An 18986-nucleotide genomic window follows, 5' to 3' on the forward strand; every position below is an offset into this window, starting at 1 on the left:
ATTCAGCTCATGTTCTTATTTATACTATTAATTTTAGGCACTTTTCGTCAACCTCTGACTGAACAATGGGAATGACTCACAGAATTTATTAAAAAACACCAATCTTTTAGAAAAAAGCCTTATTTTAAAAGTGATTGATAAAGTTCTTTATATTGCTGTGACGAAGCGTTCCAGCTGAAATCCAAATCCATTGCCCTCTCAGCAAGCTTTTTCCATCTATCAGGCTGGAAACGGTAAAACCCTACAGCCCTTTCAATGGTGTAAAGCATGTCATGTGCATTGAAATTAGCAAAACTAAAACCATTTCCTTCTTCTGTAAACTCATTAAAAGGTATCACAGTATCTTTTAGGCCGCCTGTTTCCCTAACCAGGGGAAGAGTGCCATATCGCATAGCAAGCAGCTGCCCGATTCCGCAAGGCTCAAATTGAGAGGGCATCAGGAAAATGTCGGAGCCTGCATATATCTTTCTTGCCATAGTTTCATCAAAATAGGTTCCGGCATATACTTTATCCGGATATTCACGGGCAAAGCCCCTAAATGCTTCTTCATATTGCTGTTCGCCTGTTCCAAGAAGAACAAATTGAACATTGAGTCCCATCATTTCATGAAATACATGCAGAACCAGGTCTATTCCCTTTTGATCCACAAGGCGGGTGACCATAGAGATAATTGGAATATCTTCTCTGACAGTAAGGCCCAATTCTTCCTGCAGCCTGAGTTTATTTTCCATTTTTCCCTTGATATCACTAAATTTTTGATAGATTCTTTCATCTGCTGCCGGATTATATGTATGTGCATCGATACCATTCACTATCCCGAATAACTGGTCATTCCGTTTATTTAAAAAGCCGTCCATATTTTCCCCATAATATGCAGTCTGAATTTCTGATGCGTATGAAGGGCTAACAGTCGTCAATATGTCGGAAAATGCCAATCCAGCTTTCATATAGCTTACATTTCCATTAAATTCGAGTCCGTCTATATTAAAATATAGATCGCTCAAATCAAGGAGTTCAGACAGGACCGACTTAGGGTACACACCCTGATAACGCAGGTTATGGATCGTGAAAACCGTTTTAATATTCTCATAGAAAGGATGCTTCCTGTAATGTGCCTTCAATAACACACTGACAGGTCCTGTCTGCCAGTCATGGCAGTGGAGGATATCTGGCTTATCCTCAAGATATGGGAGCGCCTCAAGCACGGCTCTGGAAAAGAATGCAAAACGCTCCCCATCATCATAATATCCATAGCTGCCATGCCGTTTAAAATAATACTCGTTATCAAGAAAATAATAGTTGATTCCATCTGATACAATCCGTTCTATTCCGCAAAATTGCTGTCTCCAGCCTACTGGAACCTCAATGCTTTGTATATGCTGCATTTTTTCTTTGAATTCCTGAGGAAGGTCCTGAAATTTTGGCAAAATGACGCTCACATCAACCCCTTGCTTTTTTAAAGCCTTTGGCAGTGCCCCTATTACATCTCCCAGTCCGCCTGTCTTGATAAAAGGGGCACATTCTGATGCAGCAAATAAAACATGCATGGTAAGACCTCCGTTAGATAGTTTCTGCTTTTTTTACCACTCTTGGCTGTGACTCGCCAACAAGCATTTTATCCTTTGTAATACGCACTTGTTTATCAGTAATGACATTTTCAACATGTGCGCCTTCTTCAATTTCTCCCTTTTGCATGATGATGCTATTTTTCACGTAGGCACCCTTTTTAACTTTAACTCCCCTGAAAATGATGCTGTTTTCTACAGTTCCTTCGATGTCGCAGCCATTGGCAATTAGGGAGTGTGAAACGCTTGAAGTGTTGGAATATTTAGCAGGTGCTTCATGCTTGACCTTTGTATAAACATCCCATGAATCATAAAAGAACGAACGGATTTTTCCCGGATTTAAAAACTCCATATTGCTTTGATGGAATGTTTCCAGAGAATGGATAAATGGCATTTCCCCTTTGAAATGGTAGCCCTTTACACATAATTTATTAAGGTTCGCCTTGACTGCATCTTTTAATAAATCAAATTCGTCGTTTTCTACACACTTTTTAATTAAGTCAATAAGAATGGCTTTATCAATTACGAAAGTTTCCAGACAAACATGATCTCCTGATTGCGGGGAAGTAAAGAGCTCCAAATCCAGGATATTGTCCTCAAAGTCCACTGAACAAGTGTGATATACCAGTTTCTGGACCGGCTCTCCGTCATAGTCTTTATAGACAACGGTAATGTCAGAATTATTGCGTCTATGCTCTTCCAAAATTTCATTAAAGTCTATTTTAGATACATGGTGCCCCGGCGATATAATCACTGTGTCAGCGGAGGTTCGCTCAAAAAATTCAAGGTGGTTATAAAATTCCTGAAGATCCCCCTTGATTTTTTCATCAGGGTGAACTGGAGGAAGAATGAATAAACCGCCGCTTCTTCTGTCGAGATCCCATTCTTTCCCTGAACCCAAATGGTCCATGATTGAGCGGGTATTGTCTTTTGTGAAGACGGCAACCTGTGAAATTTGCGCATGAATAAAATTGGATAAAGTAAAATCGATTAATCGATAGCGGCCCGCAAAAGGAACTGCCGCAAGCTCTCGATTAGATGTCAGTTCCTTAAGGTATCTTTTTTCATTAATTAAGTTAATTATTCCTAACACGTTGTCCATTTTTTAACCTCCTATGATGTAATATTAACGTAATTCCTTGCTGGGCTGCTGATTCTCTCCGATTAAAACAATTTCATCCGATCCTCTTTCAGAATTTATCACAGTATTATCCTGGATTACCGTATTTGGCATGATAATGGCTCTTTCAATGGTGACATTCTTTCCAATTGTTACATCAGGCATGATAACAGAATCCTTAATGGATGAGCCGCTGCCGATTTGTACGTTATATGATACTACTGAACGCTCAACACTGCCGAACACGATTGATCCTTCGTTTATAAGTGATTCTCTGACATACGCTTCTGGTGCAATATATTGAGGAGGGTGATTTGCATTTCCTGCGTAAACCTTCCAATGGCTGTCTTCGCAATTGAAGGCAGGCGTATCTGACAGTAAATCCATATGGGCTTCCCACAAGCTCTGAACAGTACCTACATCCTTCCAGTAGCCTCCGAAACGGTATGCATAAATTTCATCATGGTCTTCAAGCATCTTTGGAATGATATCTTTTCCAAAATCATTGGAAGATGAAGCATCGTTTTCATCTTGGTTGAGGTAGCTTTTAAGGAGTTTCCAGTTGAAAATATATACACCCATTGAAGCAAGATTGCTTTTAGGATTTTCAGGCTTTTCTTCAAATTCCGTAATTTTGCCTTGATCGTCAGTGTTCATGATTCCGAATCGGTCTGCTTCATGCCATGGGACCTCAATCACTGCTATCGTTGCTTTTGCTTTCTTTTCGATGTGTTCCTTAAGCATACGGTTATAATCCATCTTGTAAATATGGTCTCCAGAGATGACCAATACATATTCGGGGTCATACTGATCGATGAACTTGGTATTCTGGTACACTGCATTCGCAGTGCCTTTATACCATTCCCCTCCATCTTTTCCCAAATAAGGAGGAAGCAGGGATACTCCGCCGAAATTTCTGTTTAAATCCCAAGCTCCGCCATTACCCACATACTCATTCAGCACATGCGGCTGATATTGAGTCAGAACTCCTACAGTATCGATGCCTGAATGTGTACAATTGCTTAAGGTGAAGTCAATAATACGGTATTTGCCGCCAAAAGGCACTGCCGGCTTTGCCAGCCCTTTCGTTAATTCGCCGAGCCTTGAACCCTGTCCGCCTGCTAATAGCATTGCAATCCACTTTTTAGATGCCATGATGCATTCTCCCCTGTCTTTTTTTTGTTTGTTTCATAAATATAGTCACACCTAGTGGAGGAACTTTTATTTCCATACTGTGAGGCTGATTATGATAAGGTTTTTTGTCGACAGAAATTACTTCTTCATTACATTGGCCAGATCCGCCAAAAGAAATGTCATCGCTGTTGAAAACCTCTATGTATTTTCCCGTTGACGGAACGCCTATCCGGTAATCTATATATACCTCTTTTGAAAAATTGCAAACTACTATACAGTAATCGCCTTTGCGTTTTCCTTTTCTCATGAATGCCAGAATGCTCTGATTTCTGTTATCAGCATCAATCCATTCAAAGCCCTCCGCTTCATGATCAAGCCGCCACAATGAAGACGAGTCTTTATAAAACTTGTTAAGAGCTTTCAAGTATTGGCTGAAATCTGTATGTGACTCATACTCTAAAAGCATCCAGTCAAGCTGCTCTTTATCCTTCCACTCAGCAAAAGGAGCAAGCTCGCTTCCCATGAACATGAGCTTTTTCCCTGGATGAGCCATGAAATATCCGAATAATAGCCTTAGATTAGCGAATTTCTGCCAATAATCTCCCGGCATTTTATCAAGCAGAGATTTTTTTCCATGGACAACTTCATCATGTGAAAATGGAAGCACGTAATTTTCAGTAAATGCATAGAAAAAAGAAAAAGTCAGCAAATTATGGTGAAACGGCCTTTCCTCAACTTCCAGCTTCATATAACGCAGAATGTCATTTGCCCAGCCCATGTTCCACTTATAATTAAAGCCAAGCCCGCCCGCATCTGTCGGTGAACTGATCATTGGCCGGTCGGTTGCTTCTTCGGCCATCATTAGGATACCCGGGTACTTCTTGAAAAGAGTTTCATTTAATTTTTTGACAAATGCTATGGCTTCTAGATTTTCCTCGCCGCCATACTGATTTTTAAGCTTGAAAGGCAGCGGATTATCATGGTTTAAGTATATAAGAGATGAAACCGCATCAACCCTGAAGCCGTCAATATGATAGACTTCCATCCAGAACATGGCATTGGAAATAAGGAAGCTTACAACCTCAGGCTTGGCAAAATCAAAACTGTATGTACCCCATAGCGGGCGTTCGGCTTTATTGGGATCTGTTGGTTCGAAAAGCGGTGTTCCATCAAACTTCCCAAGGCCATGAAGGTCTTTGCAAAAATGTGCCGGGACCCAATCAAGAATGACACCCAGCCCTTTCTTGTGGCATTGATCGACAAAATACATGAAATCCTCTGGCTTGCCAAATCTGCTTGTCACAGAGAAAAAACCTGTAACCTGATATCCCCAAGACCCGTCAAAGGGATGCTCCATAATGGGCATCAATTCAATATGTGTATAGCCGGCAGAAACAACATAGTCTATTAGTTCACTTGCCATTTCCCTATATGTATATAGCTCATCGTTTTCTTTTTTCTTCCATGTACCCATATGTACTTCATAAATATTCATCGGCTTATGATAAACATCTGTTTTTGCCCTTTCAGACATCCACTTGCCGTCCTGCCAATCATGCTTTTCCAAATCATAGATAACAGAAGCAGTATTTGGACGGAGTTCGGAATAAAAGGCATAAGGGTCGGCTTTTAAAACAGTGCCGCCAGAAGAGCTGTATACCTTGTATTTGTATATATCGCCTTCTTTCAGGCCGGCAATGAATATCGCCCATATCCCGGAACCCGCGACACGCTTCATTTCATGAACAGCATCTTCCTGCCAGTTATTAAAGTCCCCTACAACTGAAATCTTTTTTGCATGAGGAGCCCATACAGCAAACCGGACACCTTCCTGGCCATTATAGGTGGCAAGGTGCGCACCAAGCATTTTATAGCTTTCATACAATGTTCCTTCATGAAAAAGATATAAATCAAACTCGCTGGGATATATTTCAGGATGACCTTCCGTTATCTCGTTCAATCAAAACCCCCGCCTTCTAATTTATTTTCTTCAGCAGCCTGAAATAGCTTTTGAATACATTCGACATATATTTTTGATTTTCCTTTGTGAAACAATGATTTTTTATGATTTTTATTATACAAATTTGTTTAACACCTATTGATACCCACTATTTTTTCTGCTGAAACCTAAAAAAAGATTATTTTACAAAAATATTCTCGTCTTTTTTTGAGCCCTTTTCAATTGAAGCAGGGAGAGCGTCTTTGTATCCCGAATACAGGTGATGGTCATTTTGGAAAAAACAAATAACCCTCCTTCATTTTAGGAGGGCCGCAATTGATTTTTAAGCTTCAAGGGAATCAAGCTCTTTATTTTTCATTTTATTTAAAAACAGATATGTTAAAGATACAGACCAGGCAAGCGGTGTGTTTCCGTTTGGCCTGTTTGTTCCGCCAATATAAAGTTCAGGGATTTCCCAGCTGTCAGGAATGATTTTCTTAGTTTTCTTGATATACTCCTGAGCTTTATCAAACATACCTAATTCGAAATAGCATAACCCGAGCCACGGCAGCCCGAAGCACCATTCCGCTTCACTGCCTTCATTATAGTACTGGTCATTTTCATACCTTATGCAACCGTATGTCCTTTCGAGACGGGTTGAAACGGTTTTTACAATATTCATTGCCGTTTTGCGGTCCACGATGCGGTAAGGATAAACCAGAGATAATAATGCTAAATCCGTTTCTTTTGTTTCACTTTCTCTGGGAAGCATAAACCTGAGTGTTTCCTGCCCTTTTTGAATTAATTCTTCTTTAACATCCACTAGCATTTTTACGGCATTAAGACCTGCTACGCAGGCACCGATGCTGGAAGAGTGCAATTCCATATTTTCTTCCCACATGCCATTATCCTTTGCCTGCCAATATTGAAGGCACTCAAGATATCTAACTAGTTTTTGAACTATTTCAAGGTCTTTTTCATCTCTTATTACATTTTGGCCATGGCGGACACCCTCGCCTACCCCCCAAAGGAAAGCTCCGATTGCATCATTCTGAGCATGGCCCCATTCCTGGCTGATTTCTTTGAGATCCTGTGAATATCTTGAGTGGATATATTCAAAAGGATATACCGGTTTTTTCTCGGTATGAATGTCAATTTTCCATTCATAACGTTTAAATAGATCGAACATTGAATGATAGGCTGTTTCATATCGCTCGCAAGGCACCTGCAAAAAAGGCAAAACCGTATAGACAACATCCCGGATCCAGACATAGCTGTAATCTTGGGAAGTACTCGCTGTATATGTGCCATTTGGAAGCCTCATCGTATCAAGAACTGTAATCGCTTTATCACAATCCATCATATCTGCACCTCCAGAACTTTTTTCCAATATCCTTATTCTAGACAAATGATTCTAATCTAATCATTACATACTGATTTTTTATAAAAAATGAAAAGAAGTTATTTTAAAAGCGTTTTCATTTTAAGGAATTTTCAAAATGAAACAGCTTTTAAAAAAATTAATCCATTTCAGGGATAAGATAGTTTATGTTAAAGAGTAATCATTTGATAATGAGACAGACATTAAGCTGTTCAAAATCAGCATATGCCCATTTAATCGAAGTCACATAGAGATAGCAGTAACAGTTAAAGCTGCATATTATTATGATATCTGACAAAGAGTCTCTATATGACAGTTACACAGGAACAAAAGTACAAAAAAATGATCCGATTTAGGCATATCGGATCATTATCCTGTGAATTTCGCAGCTAATGCAGTTAATTCACTGTATATTTTAATGATTTCATCCATTTTCATTCTAACCAGGCCGCTTGAAGAAGGTGCAACAAAATCAATGGTTCCGGGAACCATTGAATCATTTTGAATGCCCCATTGGCTTTTAGGCTTTTTCGAATATTCCTTATAAACTCCTTTTCCGACAAAACAAACAATTTTAGGCTTATAATATACGACCTTTTTAATTAAATCTTCTCTTCCGGCCTTGTATTCTTCCTTTGTAATTTCGCCTGCGTTTTTTGTTGGCCGTTGTACAATGTTGGTAAATCCATATCCCGCAGAAAGAAGCTTAGCATCTTCTGAAAAATGATGTATTTTCGGTGTCAAACCAGAATAATATAGGATCTTCCAAAATCTGTTTCTGGGATTTGCATAATGATGTCCCGTTTTACCCGAAAGAAGACTTGGATTGAAGCCGACAAATAATATAAGAAGATTGTGTTTAATATGGTCATTTATTCCATTCACCTTTAAAATTAGCTCCCTTCCAGGGCTTATATTATATTTATAGCACTCCAGAAAAAAGTCTTGCGAAAGATTCCTTCGACCTTTCTGCGAAACCTCTCTTATAATACTGGACAGGCTTCAGTTTTTCGCTGTCTTTTATATCTTCTTCATAATGTGCTGTTAAATCCCGGATAGATGTACTGCCAAATAAAAAGACATTTACTTCAAAATTCAAATGGAAACTTCTCATATCCATGTTGGCTGTACCTATAGAAGCCAAATCTCCATCTATAATGATTATTTTCTGATGGAGGAATCCTTTCTTATACGAATATATTTCAACGCCAGCCCGCAGCAGCTCCGGAAAGTAAGAGCGGCTTGCATATTGAGTCAGAAATCCGTCATTTTTTTCCGGAACCATGATCCGCACTTCAATTCCTTTGGAAGCAGCCACTCTGAGAGCAGTACGGATTGATTCATTAGGGACGAAGTATGGAGTGGCAATCCAAATAGATTTAGTGGCGCAAGAAATCATTGTATAATAATAATCACTCATAATTCCCTGCTGGGTATCAGGGCCGCTTGCCACCACCTGGACCGCTCCATCCCCTTTCTCCTTTGGAGGTTCGTAGCACCTATACTTTTCAAGGATCTTTTCTCCGCTGACATATTCCCAGTCAAGCAGTAAAACAGTGTGCAGCGTGTACACTGCCTCTCCTTTTACAACCATATGGGTATCTCTCCAAAAACCAACATTTTCATCTTCCCCAAGATATTCGACTCCTACATTCAATCCGCCCACAAATCCGATTTCCCCGTCTATAATAATGATTTTGCGGTGATTTCTAAAGTTGAATTTTTGGTTGAAGAATCCGTACTTTAATGGCAGGAAAGGATGGACCTTAATGCCTGCTTCCTTCATGTTTTCAATTTCCTTAGCAGACAATTTCATACTTCCTGCAGCATCAAAGATAAATAAGACCTCTACACCATTTCTTGCTTTGTCAATTAATATATCAATGATTTCCTTTCCTAAACGATCAGACCGGAAAATATAGTATTCAATATGTATATATTCTCTTGCTTCTTTAAGCCTTTTCTTTATTTCTGAAAAAGTTTCTTGGCCGTTTTTTAAGACAGACGTCCTTGAAGCCGTGCTAATGCTCGTCAGGGATTCATTTTTTGCAAAACTTGCCAGGCATTGCTGATGGTCATTCAGAAAGGACAAATCAGGATTCGTTTTTTTGTAAACAGAACGCTGCCATTCCTCCCTGTGATTTCTTCTTTTGTTCCTGAAAAGGAACCCCTTCAGATACAGCTGCCCTGAGTATAAATAAAAGATATAGCCAATTATGGGAATGAACAGTAAGACATATATCCATAAAAGTGTATTTTGAGGTGAACGGTTTTCAAGCATAAGAGAGTAAACACTTGAAATGATCGCCACTGCATACAATGCAGCAAATAGGTACTTGACAGCAAGGCTTGCAGGGCTCAGCAAAACCATATATGCAGTAAAAATATAAATAAATAAAAATACAAAATCCATTCTCCGTTTTTTCATGCAATCAATCTCCGTCTGTCAAATTTTTTATCAAATCCTGTTTCTATACCCCTTTTGACAGCTTTCAGAAACTAGCTTTAAATAATTTAAATGGCTGATACGTTATTTTGCCCTGAAATCAGACTTCAACGCCAAAAACAGGTTAATTTTCGCATGAGCCTCTATACAATTTAGAACAGCAAAAAGAGCTGATTTGATTAATCAGCTCCTTAAGTAATTTTTATCCTTCAGTTATCGATTTCGAAAATGCTTTTCCTTATGAACCGCTTCTTCGAATTGTTCCAGCTGGTTATTCAGCCTCTCGATAAGTTCCGCATCTTTCAGCGGCATATTTTCATCTGTTTTATCAATTTGTTTATCAATAAAATAAAGTCCCTGAATCGGCTGTCCTTTTAATATAGCTATAAGAGGTTTTAAAGAATAATCAATCGCCAGCAAATGCGCCATGCTTCCGCCTACCATGATTGGCAGCACGGGTTTATTTTTAAAAGCACCTTCAGGCAAAAGATCAATCAGTGATTTTAAAACACCGGTATAGGATGCTTTATATACTGGAGACCCAATAATCACTCCGTCTGCGTTTAGAATCGCTTGTGATAATTTTTCAATCTCAGGGCTGTCATAGCGTGCATTTACCAGGATATCAGCTGAAAAATCCCTCACTGAAACATATTCAGCTGTAAAACCATTCTTTTCTTCAAGCGATTGTACATGTTTAAGAATAAGATCAGTCCTTGAAGGCGCCGCCGGGCTTCCTGAAATGATGACAATTTGGCTCATTACATACTTCTCCCCTTTTTTTAAAATGCAGTTTTTATGTTAAACTTGCTAAGATTTTCGCTGTAAACGCAAGACACGCGGGGACGTCCGCTGAGCCTCCTTACAGCTTATTTCCTTGGCCCGCCAATGATGCAAATTCACCGGCAAGTGATTCTGCTCCAATCAACAAAGTGCAAAAAGCAGCAATGTACTTTAACAAAGTCTTTTAAAAAGTGGCTGTTTGTCCGAAGCAGGCCTTATAAAATACATTATGATTTAAATACCTTGTATTAAATCATAATCTTCTTTTTAAATTACTGTCAATAGAGATAGCCGTTATAAATGATGGGTGCGGATTCATTTAAGCGGGTAATTTTCATTCAGCCAAAGTGTGACTGTGGCGATAAACTTTTCTGCTGCAGGAGAAAGGCGTTTAAAGGATAGTGCGGATAAGCCGATAGAACTGTATTCTTGATGGCCTGCCAGCGGAATTTTTTTCACACCGGCAGGGATGCTGCCCACAGCAATTTCCGGAAGAATGCTTACCCCAAGATGTTTATCCACCATGGCCAATATAGCTTGCTCATCTTCCAGTTCGTATGAAAACCCAGGTGAAATACGATGTTTTTTTAATAATTTAAGAACGGTTTCACGAAAAGATTTCTTTAGAATCAAAGTTTCCCCCTTCAGCATAGAAAGCGGGAATTCACTATTTTTTGTAGAATTATGAGCTGCAGGGAGTATCAAATATAATTTTTCGCTTTTCAGATTTAAAATTTCAAAATTTCCGGCTGGGGGCAAATTCACAAAACCGAAGTCAATGATTCCATCTGCTATCCATGAGCATATTTCCTGCTGATTCCCTTCCATAAGGTTAACTTTAATCGACGGATATTGATCGGTGAATTTCTTTAGCATTCCCGGGTACCAATGTGATGTAACGGATGAAAAAGACCCTATTTTTATGCTGCCGGTCTCGAGGCCGGTAATCTCTGCAGCATCCTGCTTTAATTTTTGATAGCTGTTCATCATTTCCTTGATATGTATTAAAATCTTCTCTCCATCTGCAGTAAGCGAAATGCCGCCCCTGTTGCGGATAAGGACTGAAAACCCCAGCTCTTTTTCCAGGGAAGAGATCGCATGGCTGACTGCTGACTGTGAAATTTGCAAGAATTCGCCGGCTTTTGTTAAACTGCCGGTTTCTACCACTTGATAAAAAATTTCATATTTTCCCAGTGTCAAAATAAACGCCTCTTTTAAAAGATTTTGTATAACGAATATAAATCAATATCACGGAATGGGCAAAATTTATACACCCGGATAAAAAATAGCGGGACAGCTTATTGCTGCCCCGCTGAACGTTCTTATATGATTGAATCGCTGTCTAAATTATATCTTCTGTCATTGATGCAGTCTTCACACAAATAAAGATGTGATTCTCCAACCAGAACCTCTTCGTCTTTCATATCCTTTTGGTGTCCGCATATTTCACATTTATACATGTTTTTTACCTCTTTCTTTCATTGGCGCTATTGCTGTTCATTACTTTCAATCCCATATCCAAGGTCCAGTATTGCCTGTTCAAAGTCCTGCCGGGAAGCCATCCTGCTGTCATATGAAAAGCTTGCTTCACGATGTTTTATATCGATTTCAGCTTTATTGATTCCCCAGACGGATTCTAAAGCCTGAAGGATCTTTTTTCCGCTTTCCTGGCTGTCCAGTCCGCTGACAATCATTTTCCACTGCTCCACATCTTCTCTTCCTTTCAATGCTTTTTATTATTTTCAAGAAAGACTTCTCCCATGCCCTCCATGAAATCTACCATTGTAGTCATGGCCGCACGTATTTCAGGACTGCGGAGTCTTTTGCGCATTTTCCATAAAGATTGTTTTTCACCCTGATGTCCTGTTTCGGAAAGGCGTTTTATACCATGGCTGACGCCTTGAAGCATAGTTTCAAGTTCGTTTGGATTCATTGCTGATAAAAAGCCAAATAATCCCATGGCACTTTTAATAATGTTATGGACAGCCGGCTGGTTGATTTGTCCAATTGCGATTGCGGCAACCTCTGTACGCTGTTCGAGGAGAGAGTTAGCTGCTTCTAAAATCGTCAGGTCATTTAGGCCTTTCAGAACCCCTATTGCTGCCAGAACTGCTTCACGGTTTTCTGCCAGCTCTTTTACAATTTCTGCTACTGCCTGATTTTGTTCTTCAGCATAATTTGGAATTGATTTATTAATTTGCCTTATTGCTTTCGCCATATTCATCCCCCTTTATCTCAAAAAGTTCAGTTATTGGTTTAAAATCTTCTCTTTGCCACTTTTCTTCAACACGTACACTTATTTGGGGAACTCTGTTTCCAAAACGATGGTTATGGCGGGGAAGTGGCGGCTCCCCTTCTTTTTCTATTACAGTCATCTTGACTCCTGCTTCTTTATAAGCAGGAGTGTGGGTAACCGTATCATGATAGCTGCTTGTCAATCGGTTCACAGCCTCGATATCTTCAAATGAATTCATTGTTAGGTAAAGTTCGTTGCCCTGGACTCTTTCCGTGACTATGACCCGAACTTCCACATGGCCATATGGAGAAGTCAGCCCTACAAGTGAACCGTCTTCCAGTTTTCTTTCAGCAGCTAATTCAGGTGAAACTTCCACCCAAGGATTAGGCACTTTATGTGTAAGTCCTTCTGATTTATATGTCATGTTTCCTTCATGGAAATGCTCAAGCAGTCTTCCATTATTCAAATGAAGGTCATATTCTTCCCCTGAAACGAAAGGAGGCGTCCACTCAACACTGACCAGCTTCGCCTTTCCATCAGGGAAAGGGAATTTGTCTTTATAAAGCAGAGGTGTATCAGTCCCGTTTTTAGCAACCGGCCATACAAGACTTTTGAAGCCTTCCAGTCTTTCATAGCTGACTCCTGCAAATAACGGTGCAAGACTTGCGGCTTCAGTCATGATTTCGCTTGGATGCTGATAATTCCAATTTGCCCCCAGCCTGTTGGCTAAATCCTGGAATATTTCCCAGTCGGGTCTTGAGTTTCCAAGCGGCTCGAACACCTGGTAAAAACGCTGGATTCTGCGTTCTGTATTCACAAATGTTCCATCTTTTTCAAGTGATGGAGAGGCGGGCAGCACCACATCAGCAAATTGAGCAGTTTTGCTGAAAAATACATCCTGGACGACAAAAAAGTCTAATTTTTCAAAGCCATCAATGACATGATTTGAATTTGAATCAACAATGGCCATATCTTCTCCAAATAGATATAAAGCTTTTAGCTTGTCATTATGAATGCCTTCTACCATTTGATGATTATTCAGACCAGGCACTTCAGGTATGGCAGATCCCCATGCTTTCTCGTACCTCTCTCTTGCCTTTGGATCTTCTATAGCTTCATATCCAGGGAACCATGCTGGCATTGTGCCAAAATCACATGCTCCTTGGACGTTATTATGTCCTCTTAAAGGGTAAGCGCCTGTTCCTGGTTTGCCGTAATTGCCTGTAATCAGCAGGAGGTTGGAAATGGCAGTGCTGGTATCTGTTGCTCCCTTATGCTGTGTTACCCCCATTGCCCAGAGAACACATGCTGACTTTGCATCATGAATCATTTCTGCAATTTTTATTAAATCACTTTTTGGAATGCCTGTTTTTTCAGCTGCATAATCAAGTGTGTACTGTCCCAAACTTTCCTTGAATTCCTCATAACCGGAAACCCGCATTGAAATAAAGCTTTCGTCATGCCAATTTTGATCTATGATATATTTAGTTACAGCATTTAGCCAAATAAGATCTGTGCTAGGCTCAGGATGAACAAGGAAATCTGCCCGCTCTGCAAGTTCATGCTTCCTGATATCAGCTACAAGGAGCTTTTGGCCGTGCAGCTTATGCGACCGCTTAACACGGGTAGCCAGAACCGGATGTGACTCAGCGGGATTCGCGCCAATGACAATAATCAGCTCAGAGGCTTCAATATCTTTTATGGTTCCTGAATCTCCTCCCATTCCGACTGTTCTCAGCAGTCCAGCGGTAGCAGGAGACTGGCAATAACGGGAGCAGTTATCCACATTATTTGTTCCCATGATGGCACGGGCGAATTTTTGGAACAGGTAGTTTTCTTCATTAGAGCATTTAGAAGAAGCAATATAGCCTATTGAGTGGGGACCATATTTTTCCTTAATCCCGCCTAATTTTTCTGCAATTAAATCAAGTGCTTCATCCCATGTGGATTCCACAAATTCTTCTCCGCGGCGGATTAATGGCTTTGTCAGACGTTCCTCACTGTTTACAAAGTCCCAGCCCCATTTGCCTTTTACGCAAGTAGATATGCCATTGACAGGTGCCTCTGTCTGCGGCTCGATTTTTAAAATATGCCGGTCCTTTGTCCATACTTCAAAGCTGCAGCCAACCCCGCAATATGTACAAACTGTCTTAGTGCGCTTGATGCGCGATTGACGCATGGTTGCTTCCACCTCGGAAACGGCAAAAATTTCTCTGTATCCAGGCTCAACTTCCTTCGTCATATCAATCATAGGCCCAAGAACCTTAGGAGGGATTCCTGTTAGATAGCCTGCCTCTCCAAGCATAGATTTTTCCATTAATGCATTGCATGGACAGACAGTGACACAGTGTCCGCAAGATACACAGGATGATTGGTCAATTGGTACATCATTGTCCCATATTACCCTCGGATTTTCCCTGCTCCAGTCAATAGTGAGAGTTTCATTAACCTGCAAATCCTGGCAGGCTTCCACACAGCGGCCGCATAAAATGCATTGATCCGGTTCATAGCGGTAAAAAGGATGTGTCATATCAGGTGAATATGGCTTAGCCTCAAAAGGATACGCCTGATGTGCCAAGTCCATTAGTTCTACTGTATTATGGATTGTGCAATTTCCATTATTATTGTCGCAAACCGTACAATAAAGCTCATGATTCTTTAGTATCCTTGAAATTCCTTCATATTGGGCAGCCTGAACAAGCTGGGAAGAAGTATCAATAACCATGCCAGGTTCAGTTTTTGTAACACACGCCCTTACTAGCTGGTCACCCGCATGAACAAAGCAGGTATCACATGTCTGGATACTTCCGAGATTAGGGTGAAAACAAATACTTGGAATAAAAACGTCTTGTGCTTTAGCAGCGTCCAGTATGGTTTGGCCAGGCTTGGATAAACATTCATTTCCGTTAATCTGAATTGTAAAGTTTTCTTCATTCATTTCCATGCCTCCTAAAAAATAATCAGCTTCTATTATTATCTGGTTTTCTAATATAAGAGAGCCAGTAGATACCCGCTACAAAAAGAGCGCCTCCGATAGCATTGCCAATAAAAACAGGAATGAAATTCATAAAATAGTCCATCCATGTAAAATGGCCGCTGAAAATGGCTGCGGGAATGACAAACATATTGGCGACAATATGCTGAAAACCAATTGCGACAAACCCCATAACCGGAAACCATATCCCAAGGATTTTGCCCGCGAAATCTTCACTGCCGTATGCCAGCCATACTCCAAGTCCGACTAGCCAGTTACAGCCAACTCCTGAAAATAATGCAGCAATGAATCCTTCTTCCAATTTTGCTCCTGCAATGGCCGCTGTCTTATCCAAAAAAGGGCCCGTTTCTGTAAGGCCGACAACATGCCCAAAGATATAGGCTACAAATAGGGCTCCAATTAAATTTGAAATGGTAATATAAAACCAGTTGGAAGCGAGATTTGATAGTGTTACTTTTTTTGAAAAAAATGCCATTGTTACAGCCATCATATTTCCTGTCAGCAGCTCGCCTCCTCCAAGTATGATTAAAATCAGACCCAATGGAAAAACAGCAGCTCCAAGGAATGTGCCAAATGAACCCCATTCTTCGGGAAGATTTGCACTTACCCTGATGTCTAGCAGGAATCCGATTGAAATGAATGCCCCTCCCAGAAATCCAAGCAGCAGTTTGCTTGTAAGCGGCAGTGATGCTTTTTTGAAGCCGTGCTCTACTGCTTTTTGTGCAATTTGCTGGGGATTGTTAAAAGCCATTATGCATGCCTCCTTTTGAATCTGTAATATTATGAACGAAAATGGGGGAAAATATAATGAATAAATGGATAATTTTATTGTGCCAGTCAAGAAGGGAGAATATTGAATGGATAAAGAAATTCTTTATAGCCGTATGCACTCAATGATTATGTCATCAGCCAAAAGCCCGAAGTATATGTCTATTTCATCTGCAAAGCTTGCACAGCTTTGGGATATGAGGATGGAAGATATTGAAGAAGGGCTGAAGGAACTGCTGATAGAAGGGAAAATAATAAAAAAGACACTTGCCGAACCGCCAAAATATGAATATTACATGCTCCCTCAATAAGAAATGAAGCCATAAAAAAACCTCCCGTTTATTGTGGGAGGTTTTTACTTTTAGTTTTTCCGCTTGTTTTTAAGAGCAGATAAAATTTCAAAAGAATGCAATCTTGCTGCATGATCAAATATGCCTGAAGTAACGATAATTTCATCTGCCTGGGTTTCATTAAGGAAGGCCTGAAGCTTTTCTTCTACTTCATCCGGGCTGCCAATGATGGAAGATTTAAGCTGCTGCAAAACGGCAGCTTTTTCATATTCTGTCCAGATTCCCTCCATTGTTTCAACTGGAGGAGCCAGCGGGCCAGGATTATTGCGGATCAAATTCAAGAATTGCTGCTGGTGGGAAGTAGCCAATTTCTTGGCTTCTGCCGCTGTGTCTGCAGCAAAAACATTCACTCCAACCATGGCATACGGTTTATCCAGTACCTTGGATGGTTTAAAGTTATTGCGATAAAGGTTCAAGGCAGGAATTGTATTCTCTGGTGAGAAATGGCTTGCAAATGCGAAAGGAAGCCCAAGCTGGGCAGCTAATTGAGCACTAAAACCGCTTGATCCAAGAAGCCAGATCGGGATATTCAGTCCTTCTCCAGGAATGGCCCTTACTGCTTTACTGCTTGAATCTGCATCCAGATAACTCCGGAGCTGTTCCAGATCTTCCGGGAACTCTTGTCCATTTCTCCTGACATCGCGGCGCAGAGCCATGGCTGTTAATTGGTCGCTTCCGGGTGCTCTTCCCAGACCAAGGTCAATCCTGCCTGGGTACATGGATTCTAATGTGCCAAATTGTTCTGCAATGACCAAGGGAGAATGATTTGGCAGCATGATTCCCCCTGAGCCCACTCGTATTTTTGTGGTGCCGCCGGCAATATAGCCAATGACGACTGATGTAGCTGCACTGGCTATTCCGGGCATACTATGGTGCTCGGCAAGCCAGTACCGGTTAAAGCCCCATTTTTCTGCATGCTGAGCGAGATCCAATGAGTTCCGGAATGACTCGCCAGCAGAACCGCCCTGAAGAATAGGAGCTAAATCCAAAACGGACAAAGGTATATCCTGGATCTGCTTTTTGCCTGTTGAATTTTGATTAGACATACGTTCATCTTCTTTCATATAGGTTTTACTATTGTTTCAATAGTGCCATCTTATTAAAAAATAGACAGAATTGCACGTGATACGGCTTGGGCAGAAGCTTTGCGCAAAGCTGGTGATTAGCGGAATTTTTAGAAAACATGCGGTTATTATAAAATCTCGCGGGCAATTAATTCGTACGAATTAATCCGGTCACGTATATCATGTGCAATAGTAAGGATCATTAGTTCATCCGTTTTATACTTCTGCTGCAATGCTATCAATTGATCCTTTACTTCAGCGGGATTTCCTATGATAAAATTAGAGCTCATTTGCCCGCTGCTGCTTTTGGTGCCATGCTTCTTGAAATACTTATTTGCCTGCTCTTTTGAAGGAACCTTCCCTCCTGTACCGATAGAGGCATTTATATTCCACAGCAGGCTGCTCTCTGCTATTTCTCTTGCTTTTTCCGCTGTTTCTGCACAAACAGCATTTATCGTCAGCAAAGACATAGGAGCCTTTAAACTTTTTGAAGCTGTAAAATTGTCATTATAGATTGATAAAATTTCTGCTCCTTCCTTGTCAGACATGAACTGGCCAAATGCATAGGCCATTCCTTTTTCGGCTGCCATTTTTGCGCTTTTGGCGCTTGTACCGAGGACCCATGGTACAGGAAGGGTTTGAGGAACAGGGGCTGGCGTTATTTTTGAAAAGATATTTTCTTCGGAAAAATCAGCATGAAGAAAATGCAGGAGTTCGTCCACCAGCTCAGGCATTTTATAAACCTGCTGAAGGAATGTATCAGAAAGAGCTGAAGTTGCTTCTGCCGAACCTCCAGGAGCCCGCCCAATGCCTAAATCTATCCTTCCTGGGAAAAGCGAAGCCAGCATATTGAACTGCTCCGCCACTTTATATGGCTTATAATGAGGCAGGAGCAAAGCTCCAGATCCGATTCTGATTTTATGTGTCAGTGCACCTATGTAACTCAGCAATATTTCAGGGGCTGAACAAGCAAGTCCTGGCATATCGTGATGTTCAGTCACCCAAAAACGGCTATATCCGTACTTTTCTCCTGCTTGTGCCAGTTCAAGAGAGTCTTTGAGGGCATCTGCAGCAGTTTTTCCTTCGGGAATAGGAGATTGATCTAATATACTTAATTTCATGGAATACTCCTTCCTGTGCTAATTCATCTTGTTGCAAGTATCCTTATGTGGACATATCTTTAGCTAGTTTAACGCAATAATAAT

General features: G+C 40.6%; 17 protein-coding genes. 1 reads left to right on the top strand and 16 read right to left on the bottom strand.

All coding sequences use genetic code 11. The features are described 5' to 3' along the window. Positions 1-119 precede the first annotated feature (119 nt). From glgA to BM126_RS14295, 14 genes are all read right to left on the bottom strand, one after another. Positions 120-1547 carry a glycogen synthase GlgA gene (glgA, locus tag BM126_RS14235; RefSeq protein ID WP_090990107.1) on the bottom strand — a complete coding sequence of 476 codons (1428 nt, stop codon included), beginning with the start codon at positions 1545-1547 and terminating at the stop codon, positions 120-122. A gap of 13 nt (positions 1548-1560) precedes the next feature. Next, positions 1561-2667 (bottom strand): glucose-1-phosphate adenylyltransferase subunit GlgD, encoded by a 1107-nt coding sequence (gene glgD / locus BM126_RS14240; protein WP_090990108.1) that lies wholly within the window; start codon positions 2665-2667, stop codon positions 1561-1563. A gap of 24 nt (positions 2668-2691) precedes the next feature. Continuing rightward, positions 2692-3840, bottom strand: coding sequence for a glucose-1-phosphate adenylyltransferase (locus BM126_RS14245; RefSeq protein ID WP_090990109.1), 1149 nt, complete (start codon positions 3838-3840; stop codon positions 2692-2694). Further along, positions 3830-5779 (bottom strand): 1,4-alpha-glucan branching protein GlgB, encoded by a 1950-nt coding sequence (gene glgB, locus BM126_RS14250; RefSeq protein ID WP_090990110.1) that lies wholly within the window; start codon positions 5777-5779, stop codon positions 3830-3832. Before glgB ends, BM126_RS14245 begins: the two co-directional genes overlap by 11 nt. Before the next feature lie 322 nt (positions 5780-6101). Continuing rightward, positions 6102-7118: a glycoside hydrolase family 15 protein gene (locus BM126_RS14255; protein ID WP_090990310.1), complete on the bottom strand. Its 1017-nt coding sequence runs from the start codon at positions 7116-7118 to the stop codon at positions 6102-6104. A gap of 390 nt (positions 7119-7508) precedes the next feature. Beyond that, on the bottom strand, positions 7509-8024 hold the full coding sequence (locus BM126_RS14260; protein WP_090990111.1) for a mismatch-specific DNA-glycosylase: 516 nt from the start codon (positions 8022-8024) through the stop codon (positions 7509-7511). A gap of 37 nt (positions 8025-8061) precedes the next feature. Beyond that, on the bottom strand, positions 8062-9567 hold the full coding sequence (cls, locus tag BM126_RS14265; protein ID WP_090990112.1) for a cardiolipin synthase: 1506 nt from the start codon (positions 9565-9567) through the stop codon (positions 8062-8064). Positions 9568-9798: 231 nt separating this feature from the next. Further along, positions 9799-10347: an NADPH-dependent FMN reductase gene (ssuE, locus tag BM126_RS14270; protein WP_090990113.1), complete on the bottom strand. Its 549-nt coding sequence runs from the start codon at positions 10345-10347 to the stop codon at positions 9799-9801. A gap of 336 nt (positions 10348-10683) precedes the next feature. Then, on the bottom strand, positions 10684-11568 hold the full coding sequence (locus BM126_RS14275) for a LysR family transcriptional regulator (RefSeq protein WP_090990114.1): 885 nt from the start codon (positions 11566-11568) through the stop codon (positions 10684-10686). A 122-nt stretch (positions 11569-11690) separates the two neighbouring features. Further along, positions 11691-11828, bottom strand: a complete 138-nt coding sequence (locus tag BM126_RS22455; RefSeq protein WP_177201437.1) for a hypothetical protein — start codon at positions 11826-11828, stop codon at positions 11691-11693. A 27-nt stretch (positions 11829-11855) separates the two neighbouring features. Further along, entirely contained in the window at positions 11856-12095 is a 240-nt protein-coding gene (locus BM126_RS14280; RefSeq protein WP_090990115.1) for a heavy-metal-associated domain-containing protein, read from the bottom strand. Next, entirely contained in the window at positions 12092-12586 is a 495-nt protein-coding gene (locus BM126_RS14285; protein ID WP_090990116.1) for a helical membrane plugin domain-containing protein, read from the bottom strand. Before BM126_RS14285 ends, BM126_RS14280 begins: the two co-directional genes overlap by 4 nt. Continuing rightward, positions 12561-15542, bottom strand: coding sequence for a formate dehydrogenase subunit alpha (fdhF, locus tag BM126_RS14290; RefSeq protein WP_090990117.1), 2982 nt, complete (start codon positions 15540-15542; stop codon positions 12561-12563). The genes BM126_RS14285 and fdhF overlap by 26 nt, the downstream gene beginning before the upstream one ends. 22 nt (positions 15543-15564) lie before the next feature. After that, the gene (locus BM126_RS14295; protein ID WP_090990118.1) at positions 15565-16350 is read right to left on the bottom strand and encodes a formate/nitrite transporter family protein; all 786 of its coding nucleotides are present in this window, start codon (positions 16348-16350) and stop codon (positions 15565-15567) included. 106 nt (positions 16351-16456) lie between these two features. Between BM126_RS14295 and BM126_RS14300 the strand changes: the two genes are divergently transcribed. After that, complete coding sequence (locus BM126_RS14300; RefSeq protein WP_090990119.1) at positions 16457-16678, top strand: hypothetical protein; 222 nt, start codon at positions 16457-16459, stop codon at positions 16676-16678. Positions 16679-16728: 50 nt separating this feature from the next. Here the strand turns inward: BM126_RS14300 and BM126_RS14305 are convergent, their stop codons facing one another. Then, complete coding sequence (locus tag BM126_RS14305) at positions 16729-17781, bottom strand: LLM class flavin-dependent oxidoreductase (RefSeq protein ID WP_256213113.1); 1053 nt, start codon at positions 17779-17781, stop codon at positions 16729-16731. 128 nt (positions 17782-17909) lie between these two features. After that, positions 17910-18902, bottom strand: a complete 993-nt coding sequence (locus BM126_RS14310; protein WP_090990121.1) for an LLM class flavin-dependent oxidoreductase — start codon at positions 18900-18902, stop codon at positions 17910-17912. Positions 18903-18986: the final 84 nt, after the last annotated feature.

Origin of the sequence: Bacillus sp. OV322 (genome assembly GCF_900112495.1) — a bacterium.
Classification (GTDB): Bacteria; Bacillota; Bacilli; order Bacillales; family DSM-1321; genus Peribacillus.